The sequence below is a fragment of the bacterium genome (assembly GCA_016700035.1).
In the GTDB taxonomy this organism is placed as follows: Bacteria; Patescibacteriota; Saccharimonadia; order CAILAD01.
Genome location: CP064998.1, coordinates 508400 through 526576, shown reverse-complemented (window position 1 = coordinate 526576; position 18177 = coordinate 508400). Strand labels below are relative to the sequence as shown.

26 protein-coding genes and 3 tRNA genes are annotated in these 18177 nt (G+C 43.4%); 27 read left to right on the top strand and 2 right to left on the bottom strand.

The features are described from left to right. Positions 1-2: 2 nt before the first annotated feature. From rpsH to IPM44_02440, 24 genes are all read left to right on the top strand, one after another. Positions 3-398: a 30S ribosomal protein S8 gene (rpsH, locus tag IPM44_02555; GenBank protein QQS26586.1), complete on the top strand. Its 396-nt coding sequence runs from the start codon at positions 3-5 to the stop codon at positions 396-398. Between the two features lie 7 nt (positions 399-405). Next, positions 406-948: a 50S ribosomal protein L6 gene (gene rplF, locus IPM44_02550; GenBank protein ID QQS26585.1), complete on the top strand. Its 543-nt coding sequence runs from the start codon at positions 406-408 to the stop codon at positions 946-948. A gap of 2 nt (positions 949-950) precedes the next feature. Further along, complete coding sequence (locus IPM44_02545; protein QQS26584.1) at positions 951-1313, top strand: 50S ribosomal protein L18; 363 nt, start codon at positions 951-953, stop codon at positions 1311-1313. After that, a complete protein-coding gene (gene rpsE / locus IPM44_02540; GenBank protein QQS26583.1) occupies positions 1310-1813 on the top strand; it encodes a 30S ribosomal protein S5 in 504 nt (167 codons plus the stop codon). Before IPM44_02545 ends, rpsE begins: the two co-directional genes overlap by 4 nt. Then, positions 1810-2286, top strand: a complete 477-nt coding sequence (gene rplO / locus IPM44_02535) for a 50S ribosomal protein L15 (GenBank protein QQS26582.1) — start codon at positions 1810-1812, stop codon at positions 2284-2286. Before rpsE ends, rplO begins: the two co-directional genes overlap by 4 nt. Positions 2287-2358: 72 nt before the next feature. Continuing rightward, a complete protein-coding gene (gene secY, locus IPM44_02530) occupies positions 2359-3675 on the top strand; it encodes a preprotein translocase subunit SecY (protein QQS26581.1) in 1317 nt (438 codons plus the stop codon). 70 nt (positions 3676-3745) lie between these two features. Continuing rightward, positions 3746-3967 carry a translation initiation factor IF-1 gene (infA, locus tag IPM44_02525; protein QQS26580.1) on the top strand — a complete coding sequence of 74 codons (222 nt, stop codon included), beginning with the start codon at positions 3746-3748 and terminating at the stop codon, positions 3965-3967. 24 nt (positions 3968-3991) lie between these two features. Then, positions 3992-4105 carry a 50S ribosomal protein L36 gene (gene rpmJ, locus IPM44_02520; GenBank protein QQS26579.1) on the top strand — a complete coding sequence of 38 codons (114 nt, stop codon included), beginning with the start codon at positions 3992-3994 and terminating at the stop codon, positions 4103-4105. 5 nt (positions 4106-4110) lie between these two features. After that, positions 4111-4497 (top strand): 30S ribosomal protein S13, encoded by a 387-nt coding sequence (gene rpsM / locus IPM44_02515; protein QQS26578.1) that lies wholly within the window; start codon positions 4111-4113, stop codon positions 4495-4497. Between the two features lie 27 nt (positions 4498-4524). Further along, positions 4525-4917, top strand: coding sequence for a 30S ribosomal protein S11 (gene rpsK / locus IPM44_02510; protein ID QQS26577.1), 393 nt, complete (start codon positions 4525-4527; stop codon positions 4915-4917). A gap of 2 nt (positions 4918-4919) precedes the next feature. Then, positions 4920-5537, top strand: coding sequence for a 30S ribosomal protein S4 (rpsD, locus tag IPM44_02505; protein QQS26576.1), 618 nt, complete (start codon positions 4920-4922; stop codon positions 5535-5537). A 22-nt stretch (positions 5538-5559) separates the two neighbouring features. Next, on the top strand, positions 5560-6498 hold the full coding sequence (locus IPM44_02500) for a DNA-directed RNA polymerase subunit alpha (protein QQS26575.1): 939 nt from the start codon (positions 5560-5562) through the stop codon (positions 6496-6498). A gap of 21 nt (positions 6499-6519) precedes the next feature. Next, positions 6520-6975: a 50S ribosomal protein L17 gene (gene rplQ, locus IPM44_02495; protein ID QQS26574.1), complete on the top strand. Its 456-nt coding sequence runs from the start codon at positions 6520-6522 to the stop codon at positions 6973-6975. After that, on the top strand, positions 6975-7415 hold the full coding sequence (rplM, locus tag IPM44_02490; GenBank protein QQS26573.1) for a 50S ribosomal protein L13: 441 nt from the start codon (positions 6975-6977) through the stop codon (positions 7413-7415). The genes rplQ and rplM overlap by 1 nt, the downstream gene beginning before the upstream one ends. Then, entirely contained in the window at positions 7415-7813 is a 399-nt protein-coding gene (gene rpsI / locus IPM44_02485; protein ID QQS26572.1) for a 30S ribosomal protein S9, read from the top strand. The genes rplM and rpsI overlap by 1 nt, the downstream gene beginning before the upstream one ends. Positions 7814-7923: 110 nt before the next feature. Further along, entirely contained in the window at positions 7924-8904 is a 981-nt protein-coding gene (locus IPM44_02480; GenBank protein ID QQS26571.1) for an NAD-binding protein, read from the top strand. Continuing rightward, the gene (locus tag IPM44_02475; GenBank protein QQS26570.1) at positions 8904-9821 is read left to right on the top strand and encodes an RluA family pseudouridine synthase; all 918 of its coding nucleotides are present in this window, start codon (positions 8904-8906) and stop codon (positions 9819-9821) included. The genes IPM44_02480 and IPM44_02475 overlap by 1 nt, the downstream gene beginning before the upstream one ends. Beyond that, positions 9808-10473 (top strand): hypothetical protein, encoded by a 666-nt coding sequence (locus IPM44_02470; GenBank protein ID QQS26569.1) that lies wholly within the window; start codon positions 9808-9810, stop codon positions 10471-10473. Before IPM44_02475 ends, IPM44_02470 begins: the two co-directional genes overlap by 14 nt. Then, the gene (locus tag IPM44_02465) at positions 10466-11035 is read left to right on the top strand and encodes a hypothetical protein (GenBank protein ID QQS26568.1); all 570 of its coding nucleotides are present in this window, start codon (positions 10466-10468) and stop codon (positions 11033-11035) included. Before IPM44_02470 ends, IPM44_02465 begins: the two co-directional genes overlap by 8 nt. Before the next feature lie 60 nt (positions 11036-11095). Beyond that, positions 11096-11170: transfer RNA gene (locus IPM44_02460), tRNA-Thr, on the top strand. Between the two features lie 11 nt (positions 11171-11181). Then, positions 11182-11268 (top strand) — tRNA-Tyr (locus IPM44_02455). A 307-nt stretch (positions 11269-11575) separates the two neighbouring features. Next, a tRNA-Thr gene (locus tag IPM44_02450) sits at positions 11576-11651 on the top strand. Between the two features lie 180 nt (positions 11652-11831). Further along, positions 11832-12551: a hypothetical protein gene (locus tag IPM44_02445; GenBank protein QQS26567.1), complete on the top strand. Its 720-nt coding sequence runs from the start codon at positions 11832-11834 to the stop codon at positions 12549-12551. After that, positions 12551-13267: a hypothetical protein gene (locus IPM44_02440; GenBank protein ID QQS26566.1), complete on the top strand. Its 717-nt coding sequence runs from the start codon at positions 12551-12553 to the stop codon at positions 13265-13267. Before IPM44_02445 ends, IPM44_02440 begins: the two co-directional genes overlap by 1 nt. Before the next feature lies 1 nt (position 13268). Here the strand turns inward: IPM44_02440 and IPM44_02435 are convergent, their stop codons facing one another. After that, positions 13269-14942 carry a hypothetical protein gene (locus IPM44_02435; GenBank protein ID QQS26565.1) on the bottom strand — a complete coding sequence of 558 codons (1674 nt, stop codon included), beginning with the start codon at positions 14940-14942 and terminating at the stop codon, positions 13269-13271. A gap of 251 nt (positions 14943-15193) precedes the next feature. Here IPM44_02435 and IPM44_02430 point away from each other — a divergent pair, with 251 nt between their 5' ends. Next, positions 15194-16387: a hypothetical protein gene (locus IPM44_02430; GenBank protein QQS26564.1), complete on the top strand. Its 1194-nt coding sequence runs from the start codon at positions 15194-15196 to the stop codon at positions 16385-16387. A gap of 267 nt (positions 16388-16654) precedes the next feature. On the opposite strand, the gene IPM44_02425 is transcribed toward IPM44_02430, so the two are convergent. Next, positions 16655-17062, bottom strand: coding sequence for a hypothetical protein (locus IPM44_02425; protein QQS26563.1), 408 nt, complete (start codon positions 17060-17062; stop codon positions 16655-16657). Positions 17063-17237: 175 nt separating this feature from the next. On the opposite strand from IPM44_02425, the gene IPM44_02420 reads away from it, so the two are divergent. Together IPM44_02420 and IPM44_02415 are read left to right on the top strand one after the other, a co-directional pair. Then, on the top strand, positions 17238-17720 hold the full coding sequence (locus IPM44_02420) for a hypothetical protein (protein QQS26562.1): 483 nt from the start codon (positions 17238-17240) through the stop codon (positions 17718-17720). Positions 17721-17759: 39 nt separating this feature from the next. Beyond that, positions 17760-18044, top strand: a complete 285-nt coding sequence (locus IPM44_02415) for a metal-sensitive transcriptional regulator (GenBank protein QQS26561.1) — start codon at positions 17760-17762, stop codon at positions 18042-18044. Positions 18045-18177 lie beyond the last annotated feature (133 nt).

Sequence of the window (18177 nt, the reverse complement as noted above, 5' to 3'; positions counted from 1 at the left end):
TTATGATAACAACTGATCCAATCGCAGATATGCTTACTCGCATCCGCAATGCCGCCGCCGCCGGCAAGACGGAGGTTCGTTTGCCATATTCTAAAATGAAAGAGCGCATCGCACAAATTTTGGTAGGAGATGGCTATATCGTAGCGGTAAGTACAGAAGAACAGGGCGGATTCCGTCAGCTGGTGTTGGATATCGACCAGCAAAAAACTAAAAAACCATTCACTGCTCTAATTCGAGTTTCCAAACCAGGCCGTCGAATGTATGCCAAGCGTGATGATATTCCGCGTATTCTTGGCGGTAGAGGCATGGTGATTGTGTCCACTTCAGCTGGACTCATGACAGGCTATGAAGCACGCGCCAAGGGGCTTGGTGGTGAATTAATCTGTAAGGTATGGTAGGTGGAAGATGAGTAGAATTGGACGATCTATCATAACAATACCTTCTGGAGTTACGGTTGAGCTTCAAGGTGAAGTGATACAGGTTAAGGGGCCAAAAGGTGAGCTGAGCGTAGTGATGCCAGCTGGCTTTAGCTTAAAACAAGACGAAGCTACACTTTCTGTTGTGCAGGATGTTGAAGATCGTGAAACTAATGCCCGTTACGGCCTATTGCGCACCCTAATAGCTAATGCGGTTACTGGTGTTCACGTGGGCTTTGAGAAAAAATTGGAAATGAATGGCGTTGGATTTAGGGTAGAGAAGAAGGGGGATGGCCTGATATTCTCACTTGGCTTCTCTCATAAAATAGAATTTGCACCACAACCAGGAATTAGTCTGACTGTAGATGGAAATATCATCACAGTATCAGGTATTGATAAGCAACTGGTTGGTCAAACAGCGGCGCAAATTCGAGCGCTTAAAAAGCCGGAACCTTATAAAGGTAAGGGGATTCGTTACATTGACGAGAGAATTCGACGTAAGGCTGGTAAGGCAGCAGCAAAGGGAGCATAGCTATGAGTACAAAAGAATTACAAGCAAAGCAAGTTAATAAATCTCGTCGGGCTATTCGGACGCGGGCACGTTTGCATGGTAGCGCTAGCCAGCCTCGTCTTTCGGTGCAGGTTTCACTACGTCATATTGCCGCTCAGCTCATTAATGATGATGAGGGTCGGACAATTGTTGGAGTTTCCACAGTTGGTCAGAAAATAAGCGCTAAGACTATGACCGATAAGGCTAGTTGGGTGGGGCAAGAGATTGCCGTAAAGGCCAAGGACGCCGGGATTAGTCAGGTGATTTTTGATCGTGGTGCCAAGCAATATCACGGTAGAATTGCTACTTTAGCTGATGCTGCTCGAGAGAAAGGACTGAAGATATGAACCCACAGGTAGTTAATCCAGAAAATCAGGGGCCAGAATTAACTGAGCGCATGATTTCCCTAGATCGCGTTACGCGCGTAGTAAAAGGTGGTAGGCGTTTCCGCTTTCGTGCTGTTGTGGTAGTTGGTGATAACCAGGGTCAGGTTGGAGTTGGCGTAGGAAAGGGTCGCGATGTAGCAAGTGCTATTCAAAAAGCAACCGCGGTGGCTCGTAAGAATATGATTACTGTTCACTTGGTTGGTACGACGATTGCTCATGAAGTTATGATCAAGCAGGGCGGAGCTCGAGTATTTATGAAGCCAGCTCCAGAGGGTACGGGTGTAATTGCTGGTGGTGCTGTGCGTTCCGTTCTGGAAGTCGCTGGAGTTCGCGATATCTTGACTAAGTCTCTCGGTAGTACCAATAAGATCAATAACGCTTACGCAACAATTACAGGACTTTCGATGCTTAAGACCGATGAAGTGCCGTCGGCTAAGAAGAAGCAGGAGGCAAAAGCATGAAGTATCATGAATTAGAAGTTGCCTCTAAGACTACTCGCAAACGGGTTGGTCGTGGCATTTCAGCTGGTGGTGGCAAGACGGCTGGCCGAGGAACAAAGGGGCAGAAGGCTCGTACTGGAAAGAAAATTAAACCAGGTTTTGAAGGTGGTCAGACTAAACTAGCCATGCGTCTACCGAAGGCCCGAGGTTTTAAACATGCCCGAAAAGTTAGCTATGTGGAAGTTAGTTTAGATCAGCTAGCTCAGCTTGACTCAAAGAAGCTTGATAATGTAGCACTAAAAAAGGCTGGTGTTATTCGTTCGGAGGCTCAAGCGGTGAAGGTTTTGGGTGGAGAAAAGCTCACCAAGACCCTCGTAGTTGAACTACAGGCAGCTACATTATCGGCAGTTGCTTCAATTGAAGAAGCTGGCGGTTCTTTTACGGCGACTGCGACACCACAACCTCGTCCCGTTAAGAAAGCAGAAGATAAGTAGTAAAATGAGCCTTGCCGTAGTAATTTCGGCAATTCCAATGAACGTATTGAAGATAGGTTATACTGGAGGGGTATGAAAAAGGATAAACTAAAGTTTTTCTGGAAAAATAAGGACTTAAGAAGCCGTCTTTTGATAGTGCTTGGTATTTTAGTGGTGTATAGCTTACTCACTCATGTACCTACTCCGGTACCAGATGTGGAGCGCTTGCAGACCTTCCTTTTAACAGTTTTTAATCAAACGCCAATCTTGGGGTTTGCTAACTTATTCACTGGTGGAGCTTTGGCTAATTTCTCGATTATTGCTATGGGAATTGGTCCGTACATTACAGCCTCCATTATCGTACAGTTGATGCAGCAGGTGATCCCAAGCTGGGAAGCCCTCTCAAAAGAAGGAGAGCGGGGACGAGCTAAGCTCAATCAGTACATGCGCATACTAACAGTGCCGCTGGCGATTATTCAGTCATTTACCGTAATCGCTCTGGTCCGACAGCTATCTAATCAGAGTGCTGGTGCTGACCTGATTGGTAGCCCCAGTATTGGCCAGTGGTCTCTCATGATATTATCCCTGACTGCTGGCAGTATGTTTTTAATGTGGCTTGGTGAGCTAATTACCGAAAAAGGCTTTGGTAATGGTATTTCGATCATTATTGCAGCTGGTATTATTGCGTCTTTGCCGGGTATATTCACACAGCAGGTAGCGCTCGTGCAGGGGGATAGCTCGCAGTTTATTAAGGTTATTCTGTTGGGGGCGATGTTCCTTGTTACAACCTTTGGAGTGGTAATGGTCAATGAAGCCCAGCGCAATATACCTATCTCGTACGCTCGACGCAGTGCCGCCATCGGCAAATACGGCAGTGTCGATACTCATTTGCCGCTACGGCTTATTACGGCCGGTGTAATTCCAGTGATATTTGCCCTGACTTTCCTTTCAATTCCGACTTTCTTAGGTCAACTACTTAAGAATGCCAATACGCAGTGGATAGCAAATCTGGCTGAAAAACTTACCCAATGGTTCGCCTCAACTAGTACGATTTATTTAGTCTCTTATTTTGTTCTAATCTTTATTTTTACCTATATCTATACCTCAATTATTTTTAAGCCAAAAGATATTTCCGAGAATCTTCAGAAGCAAGGTGGCTTTATCCCAGGCATTCGGCCAGGTAATGAAACTTCTAAGTATCTGAAGGGTGTGATTAGTCGGCTTAATCTGGTTGGTGCCACAGCTCTAGGAGTGATAGCTGTTTTGCCTCTAGTTGTAGAACGATATCTCAACATGAGTCAGGCGGTGGCGATTGGTGGAACTAGCTTATTTATCTTAGTTTCAGTGGCAATTGAGACGAAACGACAGATTGATAGTCGAGTAACGATGGCGACTTATGAGAAATACTAGTTTTTCTTCTGTAAACCCTTTACATTCGTGGGTAAATCAGGTAAACTAAGCAACTGTAGACCTAGGATATATGACAAGTACAAAGGAAGTAATCGAAGTTGAAGGGACTGTTCTCGAAGCGCTCCCAAATGTGACCTTTAAGGTCGAGCTCGAGAACGGTCACATTGTTCTTGCTCATGTATCGGGCAAGATGCGAATGCATTATATTAAAATTCTTCCCGGAGATAAGGTGACGTTAGAAATGACACCCTATGATCTCAATAAGGGAAGAATTACGTATCGTCATAAATAAGCGTTAAGGAAAGATTAGAAACCCGTGAAAGTACGTGCAGGAGTTAAGCCAATGTGTGCCAAGTGCAAGGTAGTGCGCCGTAAAGGTGTAGTGCGGGTAATCTGTGAAAACCCTAAACATAAGCAACGGCAAGGATAAGTATTGTGGCACGTATTGCAGGAACCAACATCCCCAATGAAAAGCGTATCGAGATTGCTCTTACCTATATTCAGGGTATTGGGCTTACTTCAAGCCATAAGATTCTTGCAAAAACTAAGATTAACCCAGATACACGGGTAAAAGATTTAACCGAAGCTGAATTAACGGCTTTGCGAAACGAAATTGATGCTAGCTACGAAGTGGAAGCCGATCTAGCTCGTAAGGTAATGTTAAATATTAAGCGCCTGAAGGAAATTAAGGCTTATCGTGGGTTGCGTCACAATGCTGGCTTGCCAAGCCGTGGGCAGCGTACTAAAACTAATGCTCGTACTCGTCGGGGTCGCAAACAGACTCAAGGTTCGGGACGTAAGAAGGCGGCGTCAAAGACGTAGCATAAGACTAGAGGAAACTGGAATATTATGGCACAAGCTAAAGCAAAAACTCGACGACGCAAGATTAAGCGCAACCTACCTAAGGGGCAGGTGCATATTCAGTCAACTTTTAATAACACTATTATTAGTGTGACAGATGAAGCTGGTAATGTAGTAAGTTGGGCGTCATCTGGTTCGGCTGGGTTTAAGGGCTCCCGTAAGAGCACTCCATATGCAGCACAGATTGCTACCGAGAAAGCCTTAGAAAAAGCCAAGGATTTTGGCTTAAAACAAGTATCGGTAATTGTACAGGGTATTGGCTCTGGTCGTGAGAGTGCGATTCGAGCCCTGCAGAATACTGGCGTGACTGTTATTTCAATTCAAGATATTACAGGCGTTCCGCATAATGGGTGCCGTCCCCGAAAGGCTAAAAGGAATTAACTATGGCACGTAATCTTACACCAATCAGCAAACTATCCCGTCGTGAAGGCGTACAATTACACCCTAAAGCTGCCAAAGCTTTGGCTAAGCGTAATTTTGCCCCCGGCCAGCATGGCCAGGCACGTCGACCCAAACCTTCCGACTACGCTGTGCAGTTAAGGGAAAAGCAAAAAGTTAAGCGTCTTTATGGAGTTATGGAAAAGCAATTCCGTCGCTACGTTAGTGAGGCAGAGCGTCGTGAGGGTGTAGCTGGTGAGAATCTACTACGTCTGTTGGAACAGCGCCTGGATAATACCGTGTATCGTTTGGGCATGGCATCATCACGCCAGGCTGCACGTCAGATGGTTACACACACCCACATTCGGCTAAATGATAAGAAGGTTGATGTGCCTTCAATTCAAGTGAAAGTTGGGGATGTTATTACCGTCAAAGAGTCTAGCAAGAAGAAAGTACTTTTTACCGACCTTGCTGAACAATTAAAAAATGATGCCCGTGAGATGCCAAGCTGGCTAAAGTTGGACGCTAAAAAAATGGTTGGCACCGTAACGGGGCAACCATTACGAGAAGATAGTGACAGCTTTATTGAAGAGCAATTAATCATCGAGTTTTACTCGCGCTAAAGTAATAATAAGAGGAGTCATAATGGCCTTATACGATATCAACCTTCCAGAAATGAAAGAAGAGCAAGTAAACGAGCACACCAGCCGATTTACAATTGCTCCATTATATCCAGGATATGGTATGACAATTGGTAATTCAATGCGTCGTGTTATTCTGTCGAGCTTAGCTGGGGCAGCTGTCACAGCTGTTCGCATTGAAGGTGTTGACCATGAGTTTACAACTATCGACGGTGTACGCGAGGATGTAATTGGTCTTATTCTAAGTATTAAGCAACTGAAGGTTAGCTATACTGGTACCGAGCCAGCTACTATGACGCTAACAAAAAGTGGTAAAGGTGTAGTAACAGCTGCCGATATTAAAACCACTGGTGATATGGAAGTGGTTAATAAAGATCTCGTACTAGCCACGATAGATAATGCAAAAACCAAGCTTGAAATCGAGTTTAAGGTTGAGCAAGGTCGCGGATATAGCCCGATTGAGTCACGCCAGAATGAAAATCTACCAGTTGGGTGGATTGCCGTAGATGCTATTTATACCCCAATTAAACGCGTGCGGTTTAATATCGAGAACACTCGTGTGGGCCAAATGACAAATCTTGATAGCTTAATCATGGAGGTTGAGACCGATGGTTCGATGACTCCAGAGCTTGCAATGCGTCAGGCTGGAGAAATCCTAGTAGGCCATTTCCAGGTAATTGCTGGCATGGATGTGGTTTCGGTTGGATCTGAGGGGATTATGACTGCCGAAGCTAAGGCTGAGGCTGAGCACGGAGCTGTAGCGATCGAAGAGCTTTCGTTCTCACAGCGTACCACTAATGCGCTCATCAACAACGATATCGCCACGGTGGGTGATTTAAGCCAGCTTACTCGCATGGAGTTAAAGTCACTGAAGGGCTTTGGTCAGAAGGCTTTTGAAGAAGTATTAGAAAAGCTTGAGGAGATTGGCATTAAGCTCGCTTAATTATAGCCAAGAGATAATACTATGCACGCTCACTATCACACAATATCAAAGCTCTCCCGTAAGATTGGTCCGCGTAAGGCAGTTATGAAAGGCCTTTTGGAGTCTTTGGTGCTATATGAGCGGATTGAAACGACTGAAGCTAAGGCAAAAGCATTAAAGCCAGCTTTCGATAAGCTCGTAACCAAAGCTAAGCGGGGCAATTTGCACAGCTTGCGCACTATTCATGCTGAATTAGGTTCAAAAGTTGCCGCTGATAAGCTCACCCAGGAGTTGGTGCATGGCTTTGAAGGGCGAAATTCTGGCTATACACGCCTAACGAAGACTGGCTGGCGTCGTGGTGATGCTGCTGAAATGGTCTTGGTGGAGTTAGTTTTGGATGACGATTTTGAAGATAAGCTTAAAAAACTCCAAGCCACTAAAAAAGATGAGACAAAGCCAGCGAAGGCAACAAAAAAGCCAGAAAAGGGGACTAAGTAATGACGACGACCAGAACATATCAAGCTAAGGCTGGTGAGCTCGCAAGCGACTGGTATGTGATTGATGCTACCGATGTAGTGCTTGGTCGTTTAGCGACTTTTGTAGCCACTAAGCTGACTGGTAAAGATAAGCCGCAGTATAGCCCGCATGTACTAACAGGTGATAGTATTGTGGTAATTAATGCTGATAAGATTGCTGTTACTGGCAATAAGCTTACCGATAAGAAATACTATCGACATAGTGGTTACCCTGGCGGTTTGACAGAGACTACTCTTGAAGAACAGCTAGCAAAAGATTCGCGTCGAGTTATTGAGCATGCCGTACGAGGAATGCTACCTAAAAATAAACTGGCACGACACATGATGGGTCGTCTGCATGTATATACTGGAACAGACCACCCGCATGCACCACAGCAACCTAAAGAATTGAAGGTGAAATAATGGCAGATAAGAAGAATTATTATTACGCTGTGGGGCGACGTAAAACTGCAGTGGCTACAGTGCGACTAATGCACGGTAAGGGTATTATTACAATTAACGGCCAGCCATCTGGTGAATATTTAAATAATAGTGCCTTGTCGAAGCTCATCTCGGCTCCTTTAGAGCTAGTTAGTAAGGCTAATGCATTAGACGCAGTGGTTCGAGTCGAAGGCGGTGGTAAGCGCGGACAGGTTGACGCAATTCGATTAGGTATATCGCGTGCACTAGTAGAGATGAGCGAAGATTTTAAGCTAACCCTGAAGAAGGCTGGCCTTCTAACGCGCGATCCTCGTGAAAAAGAGCGTAAGAAATATGGCTTAAAGAAAGCTCGTAAAGCTCCTCAGTTCTCGAAGCGCTAGTACGCATTATAAAAAAGACTCTTTAGTTCACTGACAAGAGTCTTTTTTATTGGCTTATATCATCTGTCTAAAACCCGTATAATGGTTATGGTAATAAAGTTTACAAATCCGTGCTAGACAGACGATTACTTAGGAATATTTTAATTGCTACCATTTGCCTTATTGCTCTTGGGACGGCTACTTTTATTTCTACGGCCAAAATATCATTTTCCGAGTCGATCTATGAAACTATTCTAATTTTACTTTCACACTTTGATCACTATGGCTTTAAGGATCCACAAAGTCGCTGGATGGTCCTTTTCCTGGTTCTTAGCTCCTATGTTGTGGTGGCCTATTTGCTCAAAGTGCTGGCGGACTATATAGTAAGTCTAGGTGACGGTTTACGCCGAAAGCATATGAAAAGAATTACAGCAAAAATGCATGATCATTATATTATTTGCGGACTCGGTCGGGTTGGCTCACAAGTGGCGGATGAGTTAGCTGATGATGATGTGCCGTTTATTTGTGTTGATAAAGACGAAGATCGGGTAAAAGCTATGATTGCTAAGGGTTATACCGCAATAGTAGGCGACACAACCAAGGAGGAAGTTCTAAGAAGTTGTGGCGTGGATCGAGCTAAGGGGATTGTAGCTTCACTAGGCTCTGATAGTGCTAATTTATTTATCGTACTAGCTAGTCGGCAGCTTAATCCACATATTTTTATTGTGGCCCGGGTTAATCGTGATGAAAACCGCGATCGTATGCTCCGGGCTGGCGCCGATCGTACCACCATGCCGTACCAGATAGGGGCTTACCATATGGCTACCACCTTAACTCGTCCTAGTGTGGTCGATTTTTTGGAGATTTTAGCTACTAATAACAATAGTGAGCTAGCAGTTGTGGAGGTTAGAGTAAAAGAAGATAGTGAGCTAGCCGGTAAGCAATTAAGTCATATTTATAGTAATAAATTAGGGGCAACGGTTCTAGCCCTAAACTCAGCCGATGGCTTAAGTAAGGTAAATCCATCGGGGCATGAGGTGGTTTATGCCGGTGATGCCCTGATAGTGTTGGGTAATAAAGATCAGCTAGCTGAGGTGAGTGACTTAGTTTAATGGCAGGGGGAAAATCTCGCAAGGGGGAAGTCTTTATTGTTGATGGTCGCTTGGCTGAACGGCGATTGGATGCCGTATTGGTGGCTTTAATACCTGAGATAAGTCGTACTTTATGGCAACGGGCGCTAGCTGATGGTCAGGTGTATCTTGATAATAAACTGGCTAAACCATCTCAGAAAGTAGCATTTGGCTCGCGGATTGAGATTTTGGAGCGCCCAGCTCACCTGGAGCCAGCTCTTGTTGCGTCTGAAGTACCAGAGATTATCTATCAGGATGACGATGTAATTGTCGTGAATAAGCCAGCTGGCATTATTGCCCACCCTAAGCCCGGTAAGGAAGAGCCAAGTTTAGCTGGCACATTTGCTCATTTGGTTGATGACGACAGATTAATGCGGCCAGGCATAATTCACCGTTTAGACAAGGATACCTCCGGCGTGATGATACTGGCTCGCAACCAAAAAGCTCGAGCGCATCTAGAAGGGGCTTTTCGGGCTCGTCGAGTTGATAAGATTTACTGGGCATTAGTTTGGGGTGAGTTTGGCCGGGGAGTGAAGCGGCTACAGTTTGGCCTAACGCCAGCTGGTAAGAGCGTTGGCGTAATGCGAGTTGATCCACTCGGTAAGCCAGCTGAAACTATAGTTTCGCAGCTCCAATTTGGCGACGGAGTAGCCTTAGTTGAGGCGCGACCACGTACTGGGCGAACCCATCAGATTCGAGTTCATTTATCGGCTATTAAGCACCCCATACTTGGTGATGTAACCTATGGCAGGCAAGATGGTGTGGCGCGTCAAATGCTACACGCCCGTAGCCTTGGCCTGGTATTACCCAATGGCGAGCGACAAATATTTACCGCTTCGCTTCCGAGTGATTTTCAAGCTACAATGAATAAGTATGGTTGCCACTATGACGCAGAATAATAAAGTACCAATTACAGCCCAGGCTTTTATAATCGCTGGTGGAACTAATGAGGAGCGCAAAGAGAGGGCGCAGGAGCTTGGACAGACAATCATCAGTCAGTCGGGCCATACCGTACGCTCAACTAGCTTTATGTATCTTAATACTGAAGGAAAAATAACTAGAGAGATAGCGGCAGATATTTTGCATGAGCTTTCAATGGCTTCTTTTGGTGGAGAGCCTCGGATAATAGTTCTAGAAGAAGCGGAGAATATGACCGTAGAGGCTGGCAATGCTTTATTAAAAACGCTAGAAGAGCCACCGGAACAGGTTTTCTTCATGCTTTTAACGCCAACTGTGGCACGGATGATGCCAACATTGCGCTCGCGTTCACAAATCGTTACGGTGCAGACAGCCAAGACGGCACTGCAGGATGATCAAGCAGATTTTTTTAATAAAACTATTCCGCAGAGATTTACTTATATAGCCAGCCTGACAAATCGCGATCAACAACTAGATTTCGCTAAGCGGCTATTACGTGATAGTCAACAACAACATAATTTTGCATTTGCCGAGTGGCTTCAGGCCCGCCTGATGAGCGCACAAAAAAGCGGTAATCTACGATTATTGCTTGAAGCTAGCGCATTGCGCATAGGGGATGTGAGCCATGCTTGAGCTCGTAGCTTTCATTTTATTGGCAGTTTTAACTTGGTACATCATCCGGTCTAGCTATAATCAGCTGGCCCACTATTTGAATGCCGGCCTAGACAATGAGGCCATCACGCATGATAGTCAGCTCAAGCGACTTATAGCGTCAGCGGGACGCTATTATGATGAACGAAAATGGATGGCAGCGGAAAAGGCTTATCTCAAGGTCTTGAAGTTGGATCATAAGAATATTCAAGCCTATCGGCGCTTAGGTATGGTATATTCGCACTTACATAATTATGAGGATGCAGCCGAGTGTTTCGAGTTTGCTGTAAAATCTCAAAATAGTGCTTCAGATTGGCAAAATCTAGCCACTGTACTGTATCATGAGAAGCGCATTGAAGAGGCGATTAATGCCATGGAGAAAGCTAATAGTATTGAGACTTCAGTGTCTCGACTGCTGGCTTTGGCTAGGTTTTATGATGTGGCCGGCCAGCCGGATAAGGTGAGGCAGTCCATAATAAATGCCCAAGAACTTAGCCCCGATAGCCCAGCTGTTAAGAAATATAGCGCTCGCTTTATAGCTTGAGCATTGAAATAAAACCTTTAAAATGATAGACTAGGCTCTGTTTACTTCGAGTAAATAGACGCCCAAATAGCTCAGTGGTAGAGCGCTTCCATGGTAAGGAAGAGGTCCCGAGTTCAATCCTCGGTTTGGGCTCCACCAAAAGATACGCAGGGGTAGCGAAGCGGTCAAACGCAACAGACTGTAAATCTGTCGGCTTTATGCCTTCGGGGGTTCGAATCCCTCCCCCTGCACCATTATTATGAAACGCGATATATACAGTAGGGCACGTGGTGGCTGGTCTCGTATCTTGGATATACGGTGCGAGAACTGCAATACACACTTGTGTTATTATCAAAAAGATGGATCTGGCCATCTTAAGAGAATGTATATTGACCGAATGATTAATTTTGTCACTAGCGATAGTGAATTGGTATGTAAGAACTGTTCTACTAGTCTTGGTGTTAAAATAGTGTATAAAAAAGAGAATCGGCCGGCCTACAGACTATTTGCGGGGGCTGTGAAGAAAAGAATAATAAAAAACACTAGTATATAATCGTTTTTGCCCGCGTAGCTCAATTGGTAGAGCAACGGTTTTGTAAACCGTAGGTTATGGGTTCGAGTCCCTTCGCGGGCTCCATGTAGGTAGGGTTTATAAAGTCATCCGTTTATGAAGGATGACTTTTTGTTTACGAATACGAAATTAAAGTTTGGTAAGTGATATTTATTTCTCCAATAATACTTTAGCTTATGGGCTTAAGATGGAAATTATACATAGTAGGCCTATTTTATTAATACATAAGTGGTATAATGTGCGAAGATGCGACTTCCGCTTAATACAATTCACTGGTACTTAGTAATACCATTTTTAGCCGTTATTGCTTGGCGTAGTTTCTCAGCTCGGCGTATCAGCCAGAATAAACTTAACTTTTATTTTGGCTTAAGTGCTTTAAGTTTTTTCTTGGCTATGCTGTGCTATGGCCTACCACCTCTGCTGGCTGAACCAACCAGTATTTGGTTAACATATGGTACGATTGCCGGAGATATACTGCAATTTATCGCCTTAGCTTGGCTCTGGTTGGCGGTTGTGAGGATTTATTTGCCGGGTAAGCGATTGGCTCGAATAGCAGTGATTGTGTGCGAGCTGATATTGATTATGGCTGGTGTTTATTTTTCAATTGCTGAAAATATGGCACATCCAGTAACTATGCTATATGTAGATGGAGTGTGGCAGATTGACTTCGCATTTTCACAAGGTTACCAGATTGTTACTGCGATACAGTACGGAAGTCTGCTACTTTTAGGTATTAGATTTATGCTACAAGGAAGGTCGGCTGTGGGTGCTTATAAAAAGCTACGGCTTTTTTCGCTGGCGATACTTTTTGTTATTGTTGGAGGAATGTATGTTTTAAGACCTATCCTTAGCATAGATGTTGCGAGTAACTCTTTTTCATATATTGTAGCCATCATACACATATTGGTTGCAATTTTTCTGGTTGTAAGTATGTACTTAGCTAGCCATAAGAAGGACTTGAAATAATGAATTTTCCCACTAACTACATACATACGCTTTTAGGCGTACCAATATTGATTATTTTTACGATAGCTAGTTTTCGGTCTTATCAGGAAACTAAGAATAAAGTTTCCTTCTATTTAGGTTGTGCAACTTTTTGTTATGCCCTGACTATGTCGGTAGCTACAATTCCAGCTATTTTAACGGATAATTCTGAATACTTAACCGTGGCATTTTTAGTGTCATCTATTTTTGAGGTTGTTGGTGGGGTCTTCTTTTGGGCGACAGTTGCCAGAATATATTCACCACGCAATAGGTTGGTACGATTATTGATAATAGGCGCGAGTATCGCGCTTACAGCAGTAGCTATCTTTTTTGCTGTCCGTGATTTGTCGGTAATGCCAGTTACTACCATTCAGCAGGGTACTTTTACTATTATTAATAATCCAGTTTCTCAAGGATACATGGCTATCTTGTCGTTTCAATATGCCAGTAGTATATTTATATCGTTAGCATTATGGCGACAAGGCAGAGATACAAAGTTGCTTCGCGATAAAGTGCGCCTGAGAGTATTAAGTGGTGTATTTGCCATTGTATTTATTGTATTTGCGCTGATGCCATTTGGAGCCAGTAGTGATGGTGTAATTACTGTTGCGCAATCATTGCAACTTATGGTTGGTTTTGCACTGCTAGGAGTCTTTATGGCCATAACTCTGCTAATCAAAAATAATAAGAAAGCTTAAGCTATTCTAGGATATTTTCGACTTCTTTCTTGATAACGTTTTTCTTATCGATTTCTTGAGTAGCCACTATTGGTAATCTTAGTACAAAGACTGATCCGTGTTTTGGTTCACTCTGAAAATCAACTTGTGCACCAATTCGACGTACCAGCTTAGAAGTAATATAGAGACCCAGTCCGGTACCGCCAGTTTGACGAGTGAGGGGGTCTTCGGATCGCCAAAACTTATCAAAGACCTTATCTTGCTCGCTCTTAGAAATACCAATACCCGTGTCGGCTACGCTGATTGCAATAAAACCTTCCTTATTGTGTGCTCGCACCGTAACACCACCAGTCTGAGTATACTTTATGGCGTTAGTAATAAAATTTTGCAATATTTCTTTTAAGTACAGGCGTGAAGTGGTCAATTTTGGTAGCATGGTGTCAGTTTCTAACTTGAGGTAGAGTGATTTTTCCTCAGCTTGCGGTCGATAAGTACTGACTAGCTCGGCTAGAATATCATCTGTAGCAAAAGTTTCTAATTCCATTTCTTTATCGGTCCGTTCAGCCCTAGATAGTGTCGATAGGTCATTCACCATATCGGACAAAAATAGTACTTGCTTGTGGGCTTTTTCTAGGGCTGATTGAACTTCTTCTGGCTTACTATCGGCTTTTTTATCGAGAAGTTCAGCCATCGAGACATTGGCTTCAGCAATTGTAATGGGAGTACGTAATTCATGACTAACGACCGAGATAAACTCATCTCGCTCTTCATCAAGGCTCTTTTGCTGGGTAATGTCACGCAATAGTAGAGTAAAGCCTTGCTTTTGTGAAAGAGCTGAACGTAGTTCAGTGCGACTAATATTTAATTCCAGAGCGATAGTATCATCTTCGCCAAAGTGCAAAAATACATCAGAGCGCCTCTGTAGATAGCGGGTTTCCTGAGCGATCTTTAGTAGGCTTATTGGTTGTTTTTGGGCATCAAAAATATGTACCACTTCATCAATATTTTTTCCTGCTAGCTCAACATTGGTATCCAAGAGGTCCATTGTGGCTGCATTATAAATACTGATGGTGCCCTTTTCATTAATAGCTAGGACGGCTTCAGTCATACTATTGATAAGATTAATCATGCGCTCATGCTCGTATTCGGCATGGATAATTTTTTCTGATAGTTCCAAGCGCTTTTTACGATTGCCAAGCATAACTCTACTGAGCATAAGAATAACAATGGACAGTACTACAAACCATGTGCCAGCCTGCCACAGCTCATTAACAGTAATGGGTTTAAATTGATACCAAGTTCCAAGGGCGATGGTAATAAGTAGCCCAATCAGACTGATGGTAATCCCTTTTGCCTGATAATAGAATTCGCTTAAGTATGCTAGGATTGCCCAGATAAGTAGATAATATGATTGGATTGGGACAATAAATATTAAGACGGATGCCAAAACTAAGTGGTAGAGCGTGAGGTAAATGGCATGCCGTCTGCCAAACTGAAGTGACTTAATGTGATGACTGAGAGCAAAGATAAGGCTACCAACTAGCACTCCAGCTACCAGCCATACATTATGAGAAAATGTCTTTTTTAGCAAAAACTCTATAATAATGATGCTTACAATCAAGAATACCAGCGGTATGACAACTTTGGTTTCGACAGCCTGTTCGTATGACTGATGATTGGGTTCGTCATTACTCATGCTACATATTATACAGCTTATGTATTCAATCGTTGGGAAAAATTATAGATTATATAATGATTTATCTATGACATACACTAGTTAAGGTTTGACGGATTTATTTCCAGTAAGGATATATCAGGACAAAACTAGTACTTAATGTGACTATATACTTGAGGTGTTACATGCACCAGGCGATCTAGCATAATAACTTTGTAATTTATATGGGGGGGGAGTATGCTATAAATATACTTAATCTAGAGGGTCTATAAATGAAGGTAAAACTAAAGAAGAAGCAAAAATATAATTACAAACAATTGTCTCTGTTTGCTGTTTTGTTTGCAGTGATTGGCACAACAGTAATTATGATGTCGCAAGCTGCATCGCCTCAGTCAGCTAGCCAGCCGGTTGGTACAAAAGATAGCCAATTTGGCTACAAAACTCCAGCTAGTACACCACTGCCGCCAATCACCACAGCAACCGTTTCTCCAGTGAGTGCCTGGACGTGGCCGGCCACGCTTGAAAATACTGGACCTGCAGCTGGGACTGTATTTACATCAATGCCTCAGCGCGACTTCACGGCAGCGGATAATGGAAAAACTTTTGATGGTATTCAGATAAATGCTACGAATCCTCGAGGTATTTACATTACGGCAAGTGATATAACCTTTAAAAATTGCAAGATAGTTTATACCGGTACGGCAACTTCGGAAAATGGCTTCTTATTTTTAGGAAATCCCAGCGATAAGTCAGTTAGGCCGAAAAATATTACCTTTGACCACTGCATAATAGATGATGGTAATCGTTTTGAGTATAATGTTCGAGCTTATTATGCACAGTATAATATTCAGTATTCACAAGTTAGGGGTGGTTCACATAATATCGATAGTGGGGGTAGTTTAGATGCGGGGTCTGTCATTAGCTTATTGCGTAATTATATTTATGATTACGATGACAAGCCGTTTCATTCAGCCACTAGGTATGAAGGTCATGCTGCAAACATCTATTTTACCGGTAATAATGGTACGGTGAATATTGAAGAAAATACTATCATTGGTAATCGCTACGAAGCCTGTACGACGGGTGGTTTTTCAAATGGCCCCGGACCAGGCTGTCGAGATAATAGTAGCTCTCCGGCCTTTAATGGAACTGGTTCAGTAGTAGTGTATGCTGATGAGGATTCAAATCCAGATAAGTCATATGTAATAAAGCACAATCAAATTTCTGGTAGTAGTTATTATCCAATGCGCTTTTATGGTGGTGCACCAGGTATTCAGTCTATTCAGATAGTTGATAACGTCTACACCGCACAGTCTAAATATCCAAAATTCAGTATTGAAGGTAGTATTTATGCCTTTGACGCTGGTGCTAAAAACCGAACTATCAGCGGTAACATGTGGGGTACAGATACAGAATGCTATAAGAATCCAAACTCTTGTCCGGGTAAGCCAAACTCAGCTCAGTAGATAGCTTAGATGATCACTATCATTATATAATATTGGTTTTTGATCAATGGTTTTGAATAAAAAATAGCTCAGTATATCGCTCCAGCTATCTTGAAAGATAATACATAAATTCTACTGGCAGTGGTTGGTTAACCAAATAGGTAGCCTGCTTAGTATAATAGCAATGAGATAATTGGCGCGGACGATCTAGGTTCAGCCCGCTTACTAATTAACCCAAAACTTTAACAGGTAAAGATTTGGGTTGGTCCTGCAAGCGAGCCCTTGAGCTCACTTGCGGTATAGTTCTGCATTGATATGGATATCTTCGAGGTTGGCGCCCCCGTTGCAGTACCTCCTATACAGTTCGTAGTCGATCTGAGGCAGGAAGTCCTCGGTCAAGAGGCGCTCGGTGAGTTCCTCACCCAACTTCTCGACCATCTGCTGACGGACTCTTGCTGGCAACTCGGTGGTGACCTTGTCGTACGAGCAGTGGCCGAAGGGTGTTCCGTGGAACCTGATTCTGATTTGGGCGACTTCAGACGCCCAGTCATGAACTGGCGTGAGGTTCACCTCGACGATGGGACCGTGTGGATCGGTGGTGCTCAGCACACGAGACCACGTGCACCACGTGCATGAGTAGTGGAATTCGGGCATGATAGCCCCTTTCTGGTTGAAGCGGGTGTGGCGAGCTGTCATACACACTAGCACATATAAGTGATATTGTCAATAGATATTCAAAAATACCCTCTCAGGTTTTAAGTATAAGTACTTTGGCAGGAGCTTCAGAACGATTATAGAACTTTAATAGGGGTGACGATCGACAAAAGTGATGTAAATTTACCATCAAAAATTAGTAAAGAGGAGCAAAAAAATGTTTAGGCAATGGCGATTCTCAAGATCGTCAGCCAACGAGCTACTAACCTCTGCACTGCACTCTGAAACTACATTCTATTGCACATTTCAACGTGACCTTAAACATGCAACTCATGAGGTTATTATTGAAAGCCCATTCATTGCGTGCAAAAGAACTGATACACTTCTGCCTATCTTCAGGGGATTAACCAGGAAAGGTGTAAGGGTGCGTATCAACACGCGTAATCCGAGGCATCATGATCGAGAATTACAGATTCAAGCATGGCAATCTATAAAGCAACTCAGAGTAGCAGGAGTTAGGGTTAAGTTTTACGATGACATGCGCCACCGCAAGTTAGCAGTCATAGATAAAACAATACTATGGGAAGGGAGTCTGAATATACTTTCTCAAAGCTACAGCAAGGAAGTTATGAGGAGAACGGTATCTACTGAGCTAGCTAATCAGATGATTAAATTTACCCGCATTACAAATTGGAGATAAGATGCTTGACATACCCCCTGGGGGTACTATACTTAGGTTATGATATCTGACTTAAAACAACGCGCACTGCACCGATCTAAGATACTTGAGGGTCAAATGCGTGGTGTCCAAAAGATGATCGAAAACGAAGACTATTGCATGGACATCTTGACCCAGTCCCTTGCAATACAAAAGTCGCTATCCTCTCTTAATAAGCTAGTCCTAGAAAACCACATCACTACGCATATCACCGATATGATTGCTTCTGGTAAAGAGAAAGAGCAAACAATAGCTCTCGAAGAACTTATGAAACTCTACGAGCTTAATAACATTAGAGCTAAATAGACGTGCAATACCTAATAACACTAAAGAATACAGCCCTTATAGTTGCGGTATTGCTTCTGAATTTAGTATCTTTTTCGGTTCACACTTCTGCAATGCCAGCAATGTCTCATGAGATGAATAGCGGTATGAAGCA